General features: G+C 65.2%; 13 protein-coding genes. All 13 read right to left on the bottom strand.

Annotation, left to right across the window (positions count from 1 at the left end):
• Positions 1–2 precede the first annotated feature (2 nt).
• Positions 3–1,226, bottom strand: coding sequence for a rod shape-determining protein RodA (gene rodA / locus KA261_08275; GenBank protein ID MBP7697791.1), 1,224 nt, complete (start codon positions 1,224–1,226; stop codon positions 3–5).
• Positions 1,226–3,115, bottom strand: a complete 1,890-nt coding sequence (mrdA, locus tag KA261_08280; protein ID MBP7697792.1) for a penicillin-binding protein 2 — start codon at positions 3,113–3,115, stop codon at positions 1,226–1,228. The genes rodA and mrdA overlap by 1 nt, the downstream gene beginning before the upstream one ends.
• A gap of 18 nt (positions 3,116–3,133) precedes the next feature.
• Positions 3,134–3,619, bottom strand: coding sequence for a rod shape-determining protein MreD (gene mreD / locus KA261_08285; GenBank protein ID MBP7697793.1), 486 nt, complete (start codon positions 3,617–3,619; stop codon positions 3,134–3,136).
• Positions 3,616–4,410, bottom strand: a complete 795-nt coding sequence (gene mreC / locus KA261_08290) for a rod shape-determining protein MreC (GenBank protein ID MBP7697794.1) — start codon at positions 4,408–4,410, stop codon at positions 3,616–3,618. The genes mreD and mreC overlap by 4 nt, the downstream gene beginning before the upstream one ends.
• Before the next feature lie 22 nt (positions 4,411–4,432).
• Complete coding sequence (locus KA261_08295; protein MBP7697795.1) at positions 4,433–4,885, bottom strand: PTS sugar transporter subunit IIA; 453 nt, start codon at positions 4,883–4,885, stop codon at positions 4,433–4,435.
• Positions 4,886–4,900: 15 nt separating this feature from the next.
• Positions 4,901–5,068: a Trm112 family protein gene (locus KA261_08300; GenBank protein ID MBP7697796.1), complete on the bottom strand. Its 168-nt coding sequence runs from the start codon at positions 5,066–5,068 to the stop codon at positions 4,901–4,903.
• A gap of 20 nt (positions 5,069–5,088) precedes the next feature.
• Positions 5,089–6,048 (bottom strand): acetyl-CoA carboxylase carboxyltransferase subunit alpha, encoded by a 960-nt coding sequence (locus KA261_08305; GenBank protein MBP7697797.1) that lies wholly within the window; start codon positions 6,046–6,048, stop codon positions 5,089–5,091.
• 143 nt (positions 6,049–6,191) lie between these two features.
• Positions 6,192–7,058: a glycosyltransferase family 2 protein gene (locus KA261_08310; GenBank protein MBP7697798.1), complete on the bottom strand. Its 867-nt coding sequence runs from the start codon at positions 7,056–7,058 to the stop codon at positions 6,192–6,194.
• An 11-nt stretch (positions 7,059–7,069) separates the two neighbouring features.
• Positions 7,070–7,804 (bottom strand): polyprenol monophosphomannose synthase, encoded by a 735-nt coding sequence (locus KA261_08315; GenBank protein ID MBP7697799.1) that lies wholly within the window; start codon positions 7,802–7,804, stop codon positions 7,070–7,072.
• Between the two features lies 1 nt (position 7,805).
• On the bottom strand, positions 7,806–10,283 hold the full coding sequence (locus KA261_08320; GenBank protein ID MBP7697800.1) for a hypothetical protein: 2,478 nt from the start codon (positions 10,281–10,283) through the stop codon (positions 7,806–7,808).
• Positions 10,284–10,499: 216 nt separating this feature from the next.
• Positions 10,500–11,471 (bottom strand): glycosyltransferase family 2 protein, encoded by a 972-nt coding sequence (locus KA261_08325; protein ID MBP7697801.1) that lies wholly within the window; start codon positions 11,469–11,471, stop codon positions 10,500–10,502.
• A gap of 117 nt (positions 11,472–11,588) precedes the next feature.
• Positions 11,589–13,778 (bottom strand): hypothetical protein, encoded by a 2,190-nt coding sequence (locus tag KA261_08330; GenBank protein MBP7697802.1) that lies wholly within the window; start codon positions 13,776–13,778, stop codon positions 11,589–11,591.
• Positions 13,768–14,874, bottom strand: a complete 1,107-nt coding sequence (locus tag KA261_08335; GenBank protein MBP7697803.1) for a DegT/DnrJ/EryC1/StrS family aminotransferase — start codon at positions 14,872–14,874, stop codon at positions 13,768–13,770. Before KA261_08335 ends, KA261_08330 begins: the two co-directional genes overlap by 11 nt.

The following is a 14,874-nucleotide window of genomic DNA, read 5'->3' on the forward strand; positions in this document are numbered from 1 at the left end:
GATCAGTATTCCTGCCAGTGGTAGTCGGCTTTGAGGAGGAACGCGACCAGCACCCACGAGAGGACGAGCGACGTGCCGCCATAGGAGAGAAACGGGAGCGGCACGCCGGTGACGGGCATCAGACCGAGCGTCATGCCGATGTTGACGAGGAACTGGAAGAAGATGATCGCCACGCCCCCGAAAGAGACATAGGAGAGAAAACGCGAGCGGGAACGGGCGGCGATGCGAATCCCCCTGTAGAAGAAGACGAAGAAGAGGGCGAGGACAATGAGCGCCCCCCAGAGGCCGAACTCCTCGCCGAGCACGCTGAAAATGAAATCGGTGTGCCGCTCGGGGAGGAAATCAAGCTTGGTCTGCGACCCGCCGAGAAACCCTTTGCCCCAGAGACCGCCCGACCCGATGGCGATTTTCGACTGAATGATCTGATAGCCGGCGCCGCGCGGATCCTGCGAGGGATCGACGAACGAGATGATGCGCAGTTGCTGGTACTCCTCGAGACGGTTCCACACGAGCGGCATGACGGCGCCGAAGGCGAGGTTGGCGACGACGATGAGGACGCTGAAGATGAGCTGGCGGCCCGGCTTGAACAGGATGAGCACGGCCAGAAGCACGGCCATGTAGATCGACCACGAGATCGCGTTGCTGGCCGCTACCAGCGACAACAGGGGCGAGGCGATGAGCAGCAGGTAGAGAGGGGGAATGCCCGACCAGAACCAGAGTGCGTACATGACCACGGGGAAAGTGAGGGCGGTGCCGAGGTCGGGCTGCTTCAGGATCAGCATCATGGGGACGACGGTGAGTCCGAGCGAGACCGCCACCCGCTGACCCGACAGGAGGGGGCTTTTCGAGTAGGCGAAGAAGCGGGCGAGGGCGAAAATGAGTGCGAGTTTTGCGACATCCGCCGGCGCGAAATTTATGGGGCCGAAAGAAAACCAGCGCGTCGCCCCCATCCGCGTGGCGCCGAACATCAGCACCGCCACCAGCAGGAGCACGGCGACGGCGTAGAAAATGTAGGCGGCGAAGTCGAACAGCCGGTAGGGCAGGTGGAGCACGGCCGCGGCCGCGGCCAGGGCGATGACCAGCCAGAGCAACTGGCGCAGGTAGAAGGTGCGGGCGTACTCGCTCTCGGCATGGTGCTGGGCGGTCATGATGAGAACCACCCCGATGGCCGAGAGCGCGAAGACGGCGCCGATGAGTTTCCAGTCCAGCTGGCGATAGTCGAGCATCAGTTCCCCCTCGCGGCGCGCGCCGGCGCGGCCGCCGTGTCGGAAAGGCCCGCGAGGGCTCTCGCCGCGGCCAGGCTGTCCGCGCGGGCCTGCTGTTCGGCGAAGAAGGCCTCGGGATCGCGCTTCTTCTTCATGTAGGCGTCGATGATCTTGCCGACCACCGGGGCGGCCGCCGTGGAACCGTGGCCGGCGTTCTCGACGATAGCGACGACGACGATCTCGGGGGCCTCGAGCGGGGCGACGCCGCAGAACCAGGCGTGGTCGTTGCCGTGCGGGTTCTGGGCCGTGCCGGTTTTGCCGCCAATGCGGTATTCCTTGCGCCGCAGCGAGCGGGCCGTGCCGCGGTCTCCCTGCACGACCAGCTCGATGCCCTCGCGGAGAATCGCCAGCGTAGATTCGGAGAAGGGGAGGGCGAACTTGATCTTCGGACTCACCTCCAGTTCATCCCCCGCCGGGGTGGTGAATCTGCGCACGATGTGGAGCTGCTGCACGATGCCGTTGCCGGCCAGGCCGCAGTAGAGCTGGAGGAGGTGGAGCGGCGTGGCGAGGACCTCGCCCTGGCCGATGGAGTTGTTGAGCACAACCGCGCGCGTCCAGCCGCTCTTGCCGTAGGTCCGGTTGTACCACTCGGTGGTCGGGATGAAACCTTTCAGCTCGCCGGGGAGATTGATGCCGGTCGGGCGGCCGAAGCCGCACTTAATGTAGTACTCGCTCAGCCGGTCGACGCCGAGCTTGAGTCCCGCCTGGTACATGTAGACATCGCAGGACTGCTCGATGGCGTGGGCGGCCACAAGGCTGCCGTGGCCCCCTTTCTCCCAACAGCGGAAGAACCGGTTGCCGAACTGGTAGCCCCCGATGCACGACCTGAACGTCGACGAGGGCGTGATGAGGCCCTCCTCGAGGCCGGCGCCGACCGTGACCACCTTGGCGGTCGAACCGGGCGGATAGAGCCCGGCGAGGGGGCGGTTGAGCAGCGGGTGGAGGGTGTCGGAGGAGATGGCGGTCCAGAGGGACTCGGGGATGACGCCGGAGAAGACGTTGGCGTCAAAAGCCGGGTACGAGGCCATGGCGAGGATCTCTCCGGTGCGCGGGTCGGCGGCGACGATGGCGCCGCAGCGGAGCGTGTCGAGGGCCTCGCCGCAGGCGCGCTGGAGATCGAGGTCGATGGTGAGGGTGAGATCGGTGCCGGGAGTGGCCTCCTGGCGCTGTCTCCCCCGGTACTCGCCGAGCAACTGGCCGGTGGCCGAGACCTCCATGTAGCGCGTGCCTTCCCGCCCCCGCAAAAGCTGGTCGTACTGCTTCTCGATCCCCTTTTTCCCGATCATGCTGCCGAGCGGGTAGTTGTCATTGCCGTAGCGCTCGAGTTCCTCGCGCGACACCTCGCCCACGTAGCCGGTGAAAACCTCGGCCCCGAGACCGACCGGGTACTGCCGCACCTGTTCCACCTGGTAACCGACACCCGGGAACTGCTCGACCTGTTCTTCGATCACGGCGATCGTCTCGAAGGAGACGTCGCGCTGGACCGGGGCGGGCTGGAAAACGCTGATGGTGTTGCGGCGGATGCGCTTGCGGATCTCGAGTGTGTCGACACCGAGGAGGCGGGCGAGATTCGGCACCGTCACCCCGCGGACTTCCTCGGCGGGGACGACGGAGAGGGTGTAGGAGGGCCGGTTGTCGATGATCCGGCGGCCGTCGCGATCGTACACGACACCGCGGCGGGGAACGATCGGCACGATGCGGAGGCGGTTGGCCTCCGACTGCGCGGCCATCTGGGCATACTTGAAAATCTGAAGGCGGACCAGCCCGGCGACGAGAAACAGGGCGCCCGCGATCACAAGGGCGAGGGCGGCCTTCGCGCGAAGCTCCAGTGGCAAATGCGGGTGCGTCATAACCTGCGGGAAACCGCGTCAAAACATCGCTTTCAGTTTCTGCGCCGTCACCCGTCTCTCCTTGAAGAGAAAGAACACCCAGGCGACGAGGGCGGTGTACACGGCGCCCGGAATCTGCAGCCGGTAGACGTGGAACCAGTACCCCTCCAGCCCCCCCACGGCCGCGGCCACCAAGTTATACGCCAGGACGCCGAGGAACACCAGTAAGAGTTTCGACAGGAGAGCCTCGAGATTGAGCCGCTCGCGCACGTGCCAGGCGGCGGCGGCCAGCCCCGCCGTCAGGAGGGCGTACCAGCCGGACAGTTCGGGCCGGGCGGCCGAGGCCGCGAGCCCGGCGGCGAAGCCGAACCACAGGGCCGCCGCCTCCGGCTTGTACAGCGCCACCCCGAGGACCAAAAGAACCGGCAGGTTGATCGTGACGCCGTAGATGGCCGTGAGGTCGCGCAGGATCACCTCGTGAAAAGCCACCAGGAGCAGATAGAGGAGGTAGGGGATGACGGTCATGGCCGCCCCTCCGTGCGCAGGAGGAAGAGCTCCTCGATGGACTGGAAATTCACGGCCGGGTCAATGGCGACGTCGGCAAAAGCGGCGTGTTCCCCTCGGTGGACGTCGGTCACCACCCCGACCACGAGACCCTCGGGGTAGATTCCGCCGAGACCGGAGGAGACGACCGTGTCGCCGACGGCGATGTCGCCGAAGATGGGGAAGTTGTCGAGGATCATCCCTCGGCCCGGCAGGTAGCGGACGATGCCCATCTCGCGGCTGCGTTCGATCCGCCCGGCGACGCGGTTGGCGGGGTCGGTGAGGAGCTGGACGGTGGCGAAGCGCGGGGTGGTCGAGCGCACCCGGCCGATGAGGCCGTACTGGTTGATGACCGGCTGGTCGACGCGGACGAAGTCGGCCGAGCCGCGGTCGATCACCGCGCTCACCGGCATCTCGGCGCCCGCCACGGCGACCACCTCGGCGGGGAGAATGGTGCGGCCGGGGGGTGGGGTGTAGCCGAGCTGCTCGCGCAGGCGGGCGTTCTCGCGGACCGCCTCGCGGCTGGCGGCCAGTTCGAGCGACGCGGCCATGAGCGCCTCGCGCAGTTGCTGGTTGGCCGCCGCCTGCGAGCGAAGCAGTTCCACGGCGCTGCGAAGTTTGAAAAACGGGTAGTACAGACCGTTGAGCACCACCGGCCGGACCGTCTGGTCCAAGAGGGCGGGCCAAAGAATGAGCGCGGCCGACAAAACGGCCACGAGAGTATACTGGATGTTGCGCCAGTGCTTGGCAAACTGCGTCGAAATCCAGGTCATACCGGGATGATCGGCAGGGCGGCTATTCGACGTTATCCATTAAGGCCAGTACATCCCCCGGCGAATTCGCCTCGAGCAGTTTCTGCCGGTTCTTCTCGGACTTCATCAAAAAGGACAGCCGCGCCATCACGTTCAGGTGAGCGCCGATGGCGTCCTCGGGGGCGGCGATCAGGAAGAACAAATGGACCGGCTTGTGGTCCATGGCGTCGAAGTCCACCCCCTGCTTGCTTCGCCCGAACGCGATCACGATGCCTTTGACCGACTTGGTCTTGGCGTGGGGGAAGGCGACCCCGTAGCCGACCCCGGTGGTGACGAGGTTCTCGCGTTCACGGACGTCGGTCAGCAGCTGGTCGCGGTCCTTGACCATGTTGGAGGTGGCGACGAGGTCGACCAGTTCCTCGATGAGGTCGTCCTTGGTGGCCGACTTGAGGTTGAACTTGACCAGGGTTTCGTCGCAGAACTTAGACAGTTTCATTGCCCCTACCTTTGCCTACAGTTTTTCCGCCTCATCGACGAGCAGGACCGGGATATCCTCGCGGACCGGGTACGAGAGCCGGCAGGCGGAACAGAGCAGCCGGTTCTGGTCGGCGTCAAAAGAGAGCGGGCCCCGGCATTTGGGGCAGGCCAGTTTGGAAAGCAGTTTGTCGGACAACGGCATATGCACAACTCCACGTCTACTTACTCGTCAAATTCTCCAATCACCCGGTACTTGGCGAGCCGGCGCTCGAGCAGCCGGTCGACCGGGAGAGCTTTGAGATCGGCGAGCGCGCCCTGGATTTCAGCCCGGACAGCGGCGGCGGCGCCCTCGGGATCGCTGTGCGCCCCACCGCTCGGCTCGGGAATCACCTTGTCAACGATCTTCAACGCCATGAGGTCGGAGGCGGTGGGCCGGAGGGCCTCGGCCGCCTCGGGCGCTTTGGCCGCGTCGCGCCAGAGGATGGCCGCGCATCCCTCCGGCGAAATCACCGAGTACCACGAGAACTGAAGCATCATCACCACGTCGCCCACGCCGATTCCGAGCGCCCCCCCGGAGGCGCCTTCGCCGATGATGACGATGACGATCGGCACCCGGAGCCCGAACATCTCGCGGATGTTGTAGGCGATCGCCTCCGCCTGACCGCGCTCTTCCGCGCCGATGCCGGGGAAGGCGCCGGGGGTGTCGATGAGAATGACGATCGGGACGTCGAACTTCTCGGCCAGGCGGAAGAGGCGCAGGGCCTTGCGGTACCCCTCGGGGTGGGCCATGCCGAAATTCCGCCGCACTTTTTCCTTGGTGTCGCGCCCCTTCTGCTGCCCGACGATCATGACGGGCTGGTCATCGAGCCAGGCCAACCCGCCGACCATGGCCGGATCATCGGCAAACCGCCGGTCGCCGTGCAGCTCGATGAACCCGGTGGTCATGAGGCGGATGTAGTCGAGGGTGTAGGGGCGCTTGGGGTGGCGCGAGAGCTGCACCATCTGCCAGCGGTTCAGGTTGGAGTAAACCTCCTCCCGCAGGCGCTCGAGCTTGCGCTCGAGGAGGGCAATCTCCCCCGACAGCTCGATGCTCTCGCCGATGCTGAAATCCTTCATGCCGGAGATCTTCTTCTCCAGCTCACGGATCGGTCTCTCGAAATCCAGTATCGGGCCTTCCGGCATACGCAGTCCCCGTCGCTACTTGTGCCGTCCGCGGCGCGCACAGGCTTCCCCGGCCGCCCCGCGGGACGCGGTCAAGTTTTTAAGATAACGATCGGCAATGAAATAACAACCTCAAAAAATGGAGCGATGGGAAGGGCGGGGTGTCAGGGGCGGCGGTTGGCCGGCTGCGACACCGGCAGCACCGTCACCAAGAGAAGGTTGAGCGCCAGAGCGAAGGGCAACAGGGCATAGGACAGGATATTCGGGTAGTGCTTGGCGAAGTAGCGCCAGACGTTGATATGGTGGTGGAGGTTGCGGCGGAACTTGCCGACCCGGCTGCCTCTCCCCCACAGGTGCACGGCCCCCGCGGCGGGCACAAAGTAGTTCCGGTAGCCCAGGAGCCCCAGCCGCAGACAGAGATCCACGTCTTCCATGAACATGAAGAAGCGCTTGTCGAACCCGCCGACGTCCCGAAACAGCCGCTTCTCGATCATCATCATCGTCCCGGCCGCCGCCGGCACCGGGGTCACCTCGGGAAAATCCGGGAGCGTGTACTGGCCGTTGGTGCGCATGAGCCGCGCGAAGATCGACCCGCGCGAGAAGAGCATGTTGTTGAATTGCGGCAGGCGGCGGCAGGTCGCCTGGAACGAACCGTCGGGAAACCGCATCCGCCCCACGGCCGTGCCCACCCGCTCGGCGCGCCGACACACCTCCAGGAGGTTCTCAATCGAATTCCGGTCGACCTGGAGATCGGGGTTGAGGAACAGAAGGTAGTCGCCGGTGGCGTGCTCGGCAGCCAGGTTGCAGGCGCGGCCGAACCCGACATTGGAGGGGTTGCGGATAATCTTGGCCTGCGGGAAGTAGCGTTTCACCACCTCGGGCGAATCGTCGGCGGAGCGGTTATCGACGTTGATAATCTCCAGGCGGGTGCCGTTAGCGCCGGCGCGCAGGCTGCGCAGACAGTCCTCCAGCGGGGGCATGGAGTTATGCGTCACGATGACGACCGATACGGTTTCTTTATCCGCCGACATGTCCCCGTCTCTCATTTCAGCAGGCCGAACATCGCTTTGATGCGCAGCCACCACACCATCCAGATAGCCTCCCGGACAATCCGCTTGGACATTTTGGATTCCCCGGAGGTCCGATCATAAAAGATAATGGGGATTTCTTTGATTCTAAAGCCTTTTTTCCAGACGCGCATGGAAACTTCGATCTGGAACGAGTAGCCGTTGGAGCGGATAGCATCAAAATCAAGCGATTCAAGCACTTTCCGCCGGAAGCACTTGAACCCGCCGGTGGCGTCGCGCAAAGGCAGGCCGGTGATCCAGCGTGTGTAGACGTTGGCGAAATAGGACAGAAGCAGGCGCGACATGGGCCAGTTGATGACGTTGACACCGTTGATGTAGCGCGAGCCGATCACCAGATCGTGACGCTGAATCTCGCGGAGGAAATCCTTGATGTACTCCGGCCCGTGCGAGAAGTCGGCATCCATTTCGAAGATAAAGTCGTAACCGTTTTCGAGCGCCCATTGGAAACCGGCGAGATAGGCGCGGCCCAGCCCTTCCTTTTTTTCGCGGTGAAGGACGTGGACTTTGGGTTCCTGCCGGGTCAGGCGGTCGACAATCTCCCCCGTGCCGTCGGGAGAGTTGTCATCGACCACGAGCACATTGATGCGTGGGTCCAGCGGCAGGACCGCGTGGACGATCTTTTCGATGTTTTCCCGCTCGTTGTAAGTCGGGAAGATGATCAGCGCACGCTGGGAGTGGGGCGCGGGCATATCAGGCAGCCATCTCCTCGCCGCGGCGGCGGCGCGTTCGCACAACCTGGAAAACGACCACACCGGCGAGGAAGAGGGCGGTCAGGACGGTGACCAGTTTCCCCAGCCGGTACCTATCGGATTTATACACAAACATGGCGGCTCTTGTCCCGGCCGGCACGGCCACGGCGCGGAAACTGCCGTCGGCGCGCAGGATCTCGGCGGGGCGGCCGTCGAGCATCACCTGCCAGGCATCGTACCAGTTGTCGGTCAGGACAAGGAGCTTGTTCGCTGCCGCCTGCAGCCCCAGGACCACGGTGTCGGGCTGGTAGTCGACAAACCAGACGGAGTCGGCGCCGAGCGAGTCGCGGGGAATGTCCAGGCCGGGGGCTTTCTCGAGGTAGACGATCTCGCGGAGGTTCTCATCGCCGTGGAGGACGAGCGAGTCGATGGCGGCGTTGTCCTCGACCACGCGGAACCGGTCGGCCAGGAACGCGCGGGGGAAAGCGTTGTCGTTTTGGAGGACCGAGGCTTGGGCGCTGGAGGCGAGCTCGGTCACCGGGCGGTCGCCCAGAAAACCGTCGGGCAGCCGCGTGCCGCCGGGTACGAGCAGGTACCTGGCCCCCACGAGATTGAGGAAGCGGGGATTGGCCGCCGCCGGCATCCGGTCGCCGCCCGCGTGGGGCGCCCCCGGGCCGCCGAGGAGGTCGTCGTACCAGCGGAGCTGGTTGCCGTGGTAGCCGGTCACCACCGGGATCCCGTAGTAGGGGAGCAGATCCATGCGCAGGACGCTGAAGTTCATGACCCGGAACGGGCCGGGCTGCTCGAGGAGGAACTGGGCGACCGGATGGTTCTCCGGCCACTCCTGCCGGGGATCCATGACCTCGATGAAGCGGCTGTTGAGACGAATTCCGTCGACCATCAGCACCAGCACGAGAACGGCCAGCACGGCCGCGCCGGCGCGCCGCGAGCGGTAGGCCCAGATCAGCGCGGCCGCCAGCGCCGCAAAAACAAACGCGAGCCAGGCCCCGGATTGGATGGCCGGGAGATTGCGGTAGGCGACGTCGAGCTTGCTCACGCCCCGGGCCACCTGGGTCTGAGCCGCCTCGCTGTAGAACAGCGAGGTCCAGAGATTCAGCATCCCCTCCCCCGCCGCGCTGAACAGCAGCGCGAGGACGAACAGCCCGCCGGGTACGCCCCAGAGGAGCCACTCGAAACGCGCGCCGGGCGGGTCGGCATTCCCGGCCTGACGGGCATCGCGCAGACGCTGGACCGCCATCCCGGCCAGCATCGCCGCCGAGAACGAAAACAGGAACATGATCATGGACGGGGCGCGGAGCGATTTCACCATCGGGATGAGCCAGTAGAATAATCGGAAAACCGGGGTGGTGTCGGCCAGAGCATAGAGGAGGGCGAAGAGAGCCAGGCCGGCGAAGAAGTAGGCCTCGCGGCGGCGGGCGAAAAAGGCGCCCAGCAGCGCCAGGAAGAATGTCACCGCCCCGACCGCCTCGGAATTGTCCTTGAAAGCGTTCTTGCCCCAGTAGAACGTCTGCGCCCCCCGGGTCATCACCCCGGCGAATTCCGGGATCACCAGCGAGACGGCCTCCTCCTCATGGAGGGACCACGACGTCGCCCACTCCCAGCCGCGCTTGGTGTCGGCGCGCGGCGAAAACTCCCGGGTGTAAGTGTAACCGGGATAGAACTGGATGGCCGACAGGAGGAGGCCGATCACCACGGCGTAGGCGGTGAGCGCCGCCGGACGCACCAGCAGGCGGATCCTGCGCTTCTCCCGAAAGAGAAATACAAGTCGAAAAACCATGTACGCTGCCAGCGCCCAGAGTGTGAAATACGACATCTGCGGGTGCGGCGAGAGTACGATGAACCCGATCACGAGCCCGAGCATCGAGAAGTCGAAAAAGGACCCGCGGGCGATCCCCCGGTCGAGGAAATACACCGTCAGCGGAAACAGGGCGGTCACAAACATCTTGCCGTCGTGGCCGGGCGCGACGAACGACACGAGGTAAGGAGCGAACATGTACGCCACGCCGGCCAGCAGGGCGGCGATTTTCGAGAGCCGAAACTGCCGGGCGGCAAGGTACATGAAAATGCCCGCGAGATAAATGTGCCAGAACTGCACCCAGCCGAGCATGCGGAAGATGTTGCCGAAGTATTTCAGGAACGACAGGGGGTAGAAAATGTCGCCGTGAAAGGCATCGACAAAAGGCATCCCACCGAAGATGTAGGGGTTCCAGCGCGGCACTGCGCCGTGGGCGTGGTAGTAGTCAACCAGAAAGGAGCGGAAGAAAATCCCGGCCTGGATCATGTCCGATCCGGCGAGCATGAGTCGGGAGAAGATGAAGTCGCGGAAGAGGATGACGAGCCCGATGAAGATGATGGCGAAGGCGACCGGGGTGAACCAGGGCGACTGCTCGATATTCAGGCGACTCGTTTCGCGCTTTGCGGCGGGGGGAGCATCCCCCGCTTTTTTCTTTTTGGCCAAACGATTCTCCGCTCTCTGCGCCTCAGCTTCCGGGAAGTGTCGGACACGGCCACGGGCTTGTGAGACAAACTGTTAGGGCGTTTCGGCCGCGCCGATACCCGAGGCCAAGCATAACCACAAACCATCGGCAAAGCAACCTTTTTTGTCCCCCCGGATCATGGCGTGGCGCGGCCCCGAGAATCATGGCCCCCGGAAAGATGACGGCAGGAAAACGGCTCAGCCGTGGTCGCGGTCCCGGCTGAGCTGACGCAGCCGGCTCTCGACCTCGCGGCGCATGGAGGCAAGCTCCTCTTTAATGGCGGCCTGACCCTCGGTGATGAATCCCATGGCAAAGAGAGCGATCCCCAGACCGACCAGCAACAGCACGAGGTACAGAAGCGGGAGCTGCGTTTCCCCGCGCCAGTATTTCAGGTACACGGCCCACAGACCGACGAGGAACCCGAGCAGGAAGAACCCCAGGCCGGTGAAGCCGAAAAACATGAGCGGCTTGCGCAGAAAGGTCAACTGGAACTTCACCGCCAGCATGTCCAGCACGCCGACCGGGACGCGCCAGATCGACTGGTACTTCGATCTGCCCCAGGCCCGCGGGTACAAACGGACCTTGACTTCCTCGACCCGGAAACCCTCGTTGGCGGCGAGCACGACGAGATAGCGGTGCCAGTCTTTGCGCATGAAGATCTGTTCGACCACTCCGCGGCGGAACGCTTTGCAGGCGTTAAGATCGTGGACCTTGAGGTTGAAGATCTTGCGGGACAGCCAGTTATAGACTGTCGAGACAAACCTCTTCTGGTACTCGCCCTGTTTCCAGCCGGCCACCAGGTCGGCGCCGTCGGCAATCGGCGCCACCAGGGCCGGGATGTCTTCGGGGAGAAACTGCAAATCGGCCGGATAGAAAACAAACACATCTCCCCGCGCGGCGCTGAACCCGGAGCGGAGCGCGTCGGTCACGCCGCGCCGGTGCTGGTGCGAAACATAGCGGACAAAAGGGTAAGCCGCGGCGGCCGCCTTGATCTTGTCCAGCGTGTCATCGGTCGAACCGTCGTCGATGTAGACCAACTCACCGTCGAAAGGGGCCGACTGAAGCATGTCGGCAAACAGCCGGCAGAACTGCTCGATGTTGCCCGCCTCGTTACAGGCCGGAACAATCGTGGAGACGAAGAACGGAAAGCGAGCTGACGGTTTCGGCATACACTAACCCCCACCGCGGGCTACCGGCTGAAGGCGGTCCCGGGTGCGCGATCTCCCAACCTGAGTAAAGCATCCTGCATACTCAAAACATCGCCAATCGGCCGGTGAAACTCAACGCTAATTTTCGAGGTTCGCCGAGTCGGCGCCGGCCGGAGCCGGGGAGTCGACCTCCTCCTCGGGCTCGGTCCGGCCGGTTTTCAACTGATTGCAGGCGGACTTGAGCTTGGCGACCGACGGGGCCAGGCGGATGGCTTCCTCGTACAGCAGGAGGCCCTTGTGCCGCAACTCGGGGTCGCCGGTTTCATCGAACCGTTCCCGGTAGAGCTCGGCCAGGCGGGCGTTGAGGTTGTAGCTGGTAGGTGAAAACGCCAGAGCGCCCTTGAGGCTCTCCTCGGCCAGATCGAATTGTCCCTCAAGGTCGGCGATCTCCCCCACCGCGAGGTAGGCGGAGAGGTTCCGGGGATGGCGTTCGAGGAACTGGGCGGCCCACGCGTGCCCCTCCCCCGTCCGCCCGCCGTGGTAGGCGTCGATCGCCCGCTCCAGAAGCGAGGGCCGGTAGGCGTTCGCGGCGGGATTGGGGGTACGGCCAGCGATCCGATAGAGGCGCACCTGATCGGTCCCCACGTGGTAGGTGACGACATGGGCGGCGCTGTCCATGATCGCGGGATAATCGGCCCGCGCTTTTGCCTCGTTGGCCTCATCGACCAGGAGATGAGTGATCGGGAAACGGCCGAACAGGCCGGGGTCGGCCTTGGCCACACCGAACATATGGACGACCACGGGGAGGTTGTTCTCCGCGGCCAGGAGGGGGGCGTAGGGGCCGGACACCACCGCGCCGGGGCCGAGGGTCATCGCCAAATCACGGCTCACGTCGCGGGCGGTGAAGGTCGGCCGCACGCTCCAGTTGTGGTAGTTACTGATGCCGAGCACGGTGGTGCCGAGCAGCACCGCCCCCACCAGCGCCCGGGCGGCTGTCTGAGTCCCGGGCCGCCCGCCGAACGGGCGGAAGCGAAGGCCGAGAGCGATGGCGGCGACAATCACGGCGGACGCGGCGACCACCCACACCCGCGCGTCGGCCCATTCGAGGCCCCCGCCATAGTGCTCCGACAAACTGTCCCAGATCTGATACACCGGCACCATGACGATCGGAACGGCGAGCGGATAGAAGAGCAGCGGGACCGACCGCCGCGAGGGCACCCCCCACGGCCGCCAGAGGCCCGCCAGCACCACGGCCGCCGCCCCGTAAATCGGGTAGATGAGCACCACCTGGTAGCGGAGGGGGCGGTAGTTCCAGATCATGAGCGCGCCGTAGAAGGCCACGATCATCGCGGCGACGAAGACGTGCCCGGCGGCGAGCCGGCCGAATCCCTCGCGCCATGAGGTCCGGCGGGTGACGTGGAACAGCATGATCAACAGGAACGCCGCGGAGAGCAGCGCCGCGCTCCGCATGCGCGGGAAAAGCCGGGTGGTGGCGCCGAAAGTCACGAGCTTGAAGAAGAAATCGTCGACCGACTGCAGCCCCTCGGGCGCCCCGTAGAGATCCACGATCTGCTCGCTGTAGTAGCCGGCCACCTGCGCCTGGGCGGGGGCAAACACCCAGAGGTACCAACCGGCGAGCACGACGAGGAAACCGGCCGCAAAAGCGGCCAGCCGGAGCAGCCATCGCCCCCGTTCCCGCCGGCCGACGAGGATCTCGTAGGCGAACCAGCAGGCGAAGGGAAAGAGGAAGACGAGGCCGATCGCTTTGCCGAAGTAAATGCCGAGTGCGAGCGAGGCGCCGGCGGCGGCGGCGATGGCCGGTCGCCGGCCGTAGGCCAGAAGCGCGGCCGCGAGAAACGCCCAAAACACCAGCGCCTGTTCCAGAAAGGGCAGCCGCCCGAAGAAAATGAGGTTGTAGTTGAAGGCCGCGAGAAAGAGGAAGAGCAGGCCGGCGAGCGGGCCGGCGACTTTCCGCATGAAGAGCCAGAACAACACGAGAGCGGCCAGCCCCAGGAGCAGGCCGACCAGATGCGCCTGCCACAGCCCGGCGCCGAGGAGGGAGAAGACCGCGACGGCGAGGGCGGTGACGCTCGATTTCAGGAAAACCGCCCGGCGGGCATCATCGAAAGGATCGAAATCCCCGGTCTGGACATAGTTCCGCGCGAACAGCGTGTACTGGGGCGGGTCGGTCTGCTCGCCGGTGGATATCGACAGGCCGAGCGGCGGGTCGGCCCCCAACTGGTAGCTGCGCAGGAGGGCCACCAGCGCGAGCAGGGCCAGCGCCGCGATCACCTCGAGCCTCGGACTGAAACCGGCGTTACGCTCCATGGAAGAACGCTTGTATCTGCGCGGCGACGTAATCCACCTGCGCCTCCGTCATCTCCGGAAAGATCGGGAGCGACAGGATCTGCTCCGCCTGGCGCTCGGCGACCGGGAAATCTCCCTTGCGCCGGCCGAGGAAGTCATAGCCGCGCTGCAGGTGCACCGGCACCGGGTAGTGAATGAGAGTCGGGACGCCCCGCTCGGCGAGGAAGGCCTGAAGGGCGTCGCGGCGCTCGGTTTCGATCACGTAAAGGTGGTAGACCGGCTCGACCTCGGGATCGACCGGGGGGGTGGTCACCGGGAGATCCCGGAGCAGCTCGTCGTAGCGGGCCGCGACCCGGCGCCGGGCCTCATTCCACTGGTCGAGGCGGCGAAGTTTGACGCCGAGGACCGCGCCCTGGATCCCCTCCATGCGCGCATTGTAGCCGACCAGGTCGTGGTAGTACTTCCGCTCGCTTCCGTGGTCGCGGAGCATGCGCAGGCGGCGGTCGAGTTCGGGGTCATCGGTGGTCACCGCCCCCGCCTCCCCGTAGGCGCCGAGGTTTTTGCCGGGATAGAAAGAGAAGGCGGCGAGCCGCCCGAAAGATCCGATCCGCCGCCCCCGGTAGCGCGCCCCGTGGGCCTGGGCGGCGTCCTCGACCACGCTCACCTCGTATTTTTCGGCCAGGCGCATGATCGCCTCCATGTCGGCCGGGCGGCCGTAGAGGTGGACCGGGATGACGGCGCGGGTCCGTCGGGAGAGCGCCATCGGCAGCAGCCTCGGGTCGATCGTGCGGGTGCGGGGGTCGATGTCGACAAGCACGGGATGGGCCCCGGTGTGGGCGATGGCGGCGACGGTCGCGACAAAGGTGTTGGCGGCGGTGACCACCTCGTCCCCGGGACCGATCTCGAGGGCGCGGAGGGCGAGCACGAGGGCGCTCGTGCCACTGTTGACGCCCGCGCAGTGCGCCGTCCCGCAGTAGCGGGCGAACGCCTCCTCAAACTCGCGCACCGAGGGCCCGAGGACATAAGTGGAACTGTCCAGCACGCGCTGGACGGCGGCGGCGATATCGTCTTTGATCGATTGGTACTGGGCCTGCAGGTCGAGGTAGGGTACTTTCAT

The organism is Candidatus Zixiibacteriota bacterium (assembly GCA_017999435.1).
Taxonomy (GTDB): domain Bacteria; phylum Zixibacteria; class MSB-5A5; order GN15; family FEB-12; genus JAGNLV01.

Excerpts from the sequence above, each read along its gene's own strand:
- KA261_08305 (MBP7697797.1), bottom strand. The coding sequence starts at position 6,048 with ATGCCGGAAGGCCCGATACTGGATTTCGAGAGACCGATCCGTGAGCTG.
- KA261_08310 (MBP7697798.1), bottom strand. The coding sequence starts at position 7,058 with ATGTCGGCGGATAAAGAAACCGTATCGGTCGTCATCGTGACGCATAAC.
- KA261_08330 (MBP7697802.1), bottom strand. The coding sequence starts at position 13,778 with ATGGAGCGTAACGCCGGTTTCAGTCCGAGGCTCGAGGTGATCGCGGCG.
- mreC (MBP7697794.1), bottom strand. The coding sequence starts at position 4,410 with ATGACCTGGATTTCGACGCAGTTTGCCAAGCACTGGCGCAACATCCAG.
- KA261_08295 (MBP7697795.1), bottom strand. The coding sequence starts at position 4,885 with ATGAAACTGTCTAAGTTCTGCGACGAAACCCTGGTCAAGTTCAACCTC.
- KA261_08325 (MBP7697801.1), bottom strand. The coding sequence starts at position 11,471 with ATGCCGAAACCGTCAGCTCGCTTTCCGTTCTTCGTCTCCACGATTGTT.
- KA261_08300 (MBP7697796.1), bottom strand. The coding sequence starts at position 5,068 with ATGCCGTTGTCCGACAAACTGCTTTCCAAACTGGCCTGCCCCAAATGC.
- KA261_08335 (MBP7697803.1), bottom strand. The coding sequence starts at position 14,874 with ATGAAAGTACCCTACCTCGACCTGCAGGCCCAGTACCAATCGATCAAA.
- KA261_08315 (MBP7697799.1), bottom strand. The coding sequence starts at position 7,804 with ATGCCCGCGCCCCACTCCCAGCGTGCGCTGATCATCTTCCCGACTTAC.
- rodA (MBP7697791.1), bottom strand. The coding sequence starts at position 1,226 with ATGCTCGACTATCGCCAGCTGGACTGGAAACTCATCGGCGCCGTCTTC.
- mreD (MBP7697793.1), bottom strand. The coding sequence starts at position 3,619 with ATGACCGTCATCCCCTACCTCCTCTATCTGCTCCTGGTGGCTTTTCAC.
- mrdA (MBP7697792.1), bottom strand. The coding sequence starts at position 3,115 with ATGACGCACCCGCATTTGCCACTGGAGCTTCGCGCGAAGGCCGCCCTC.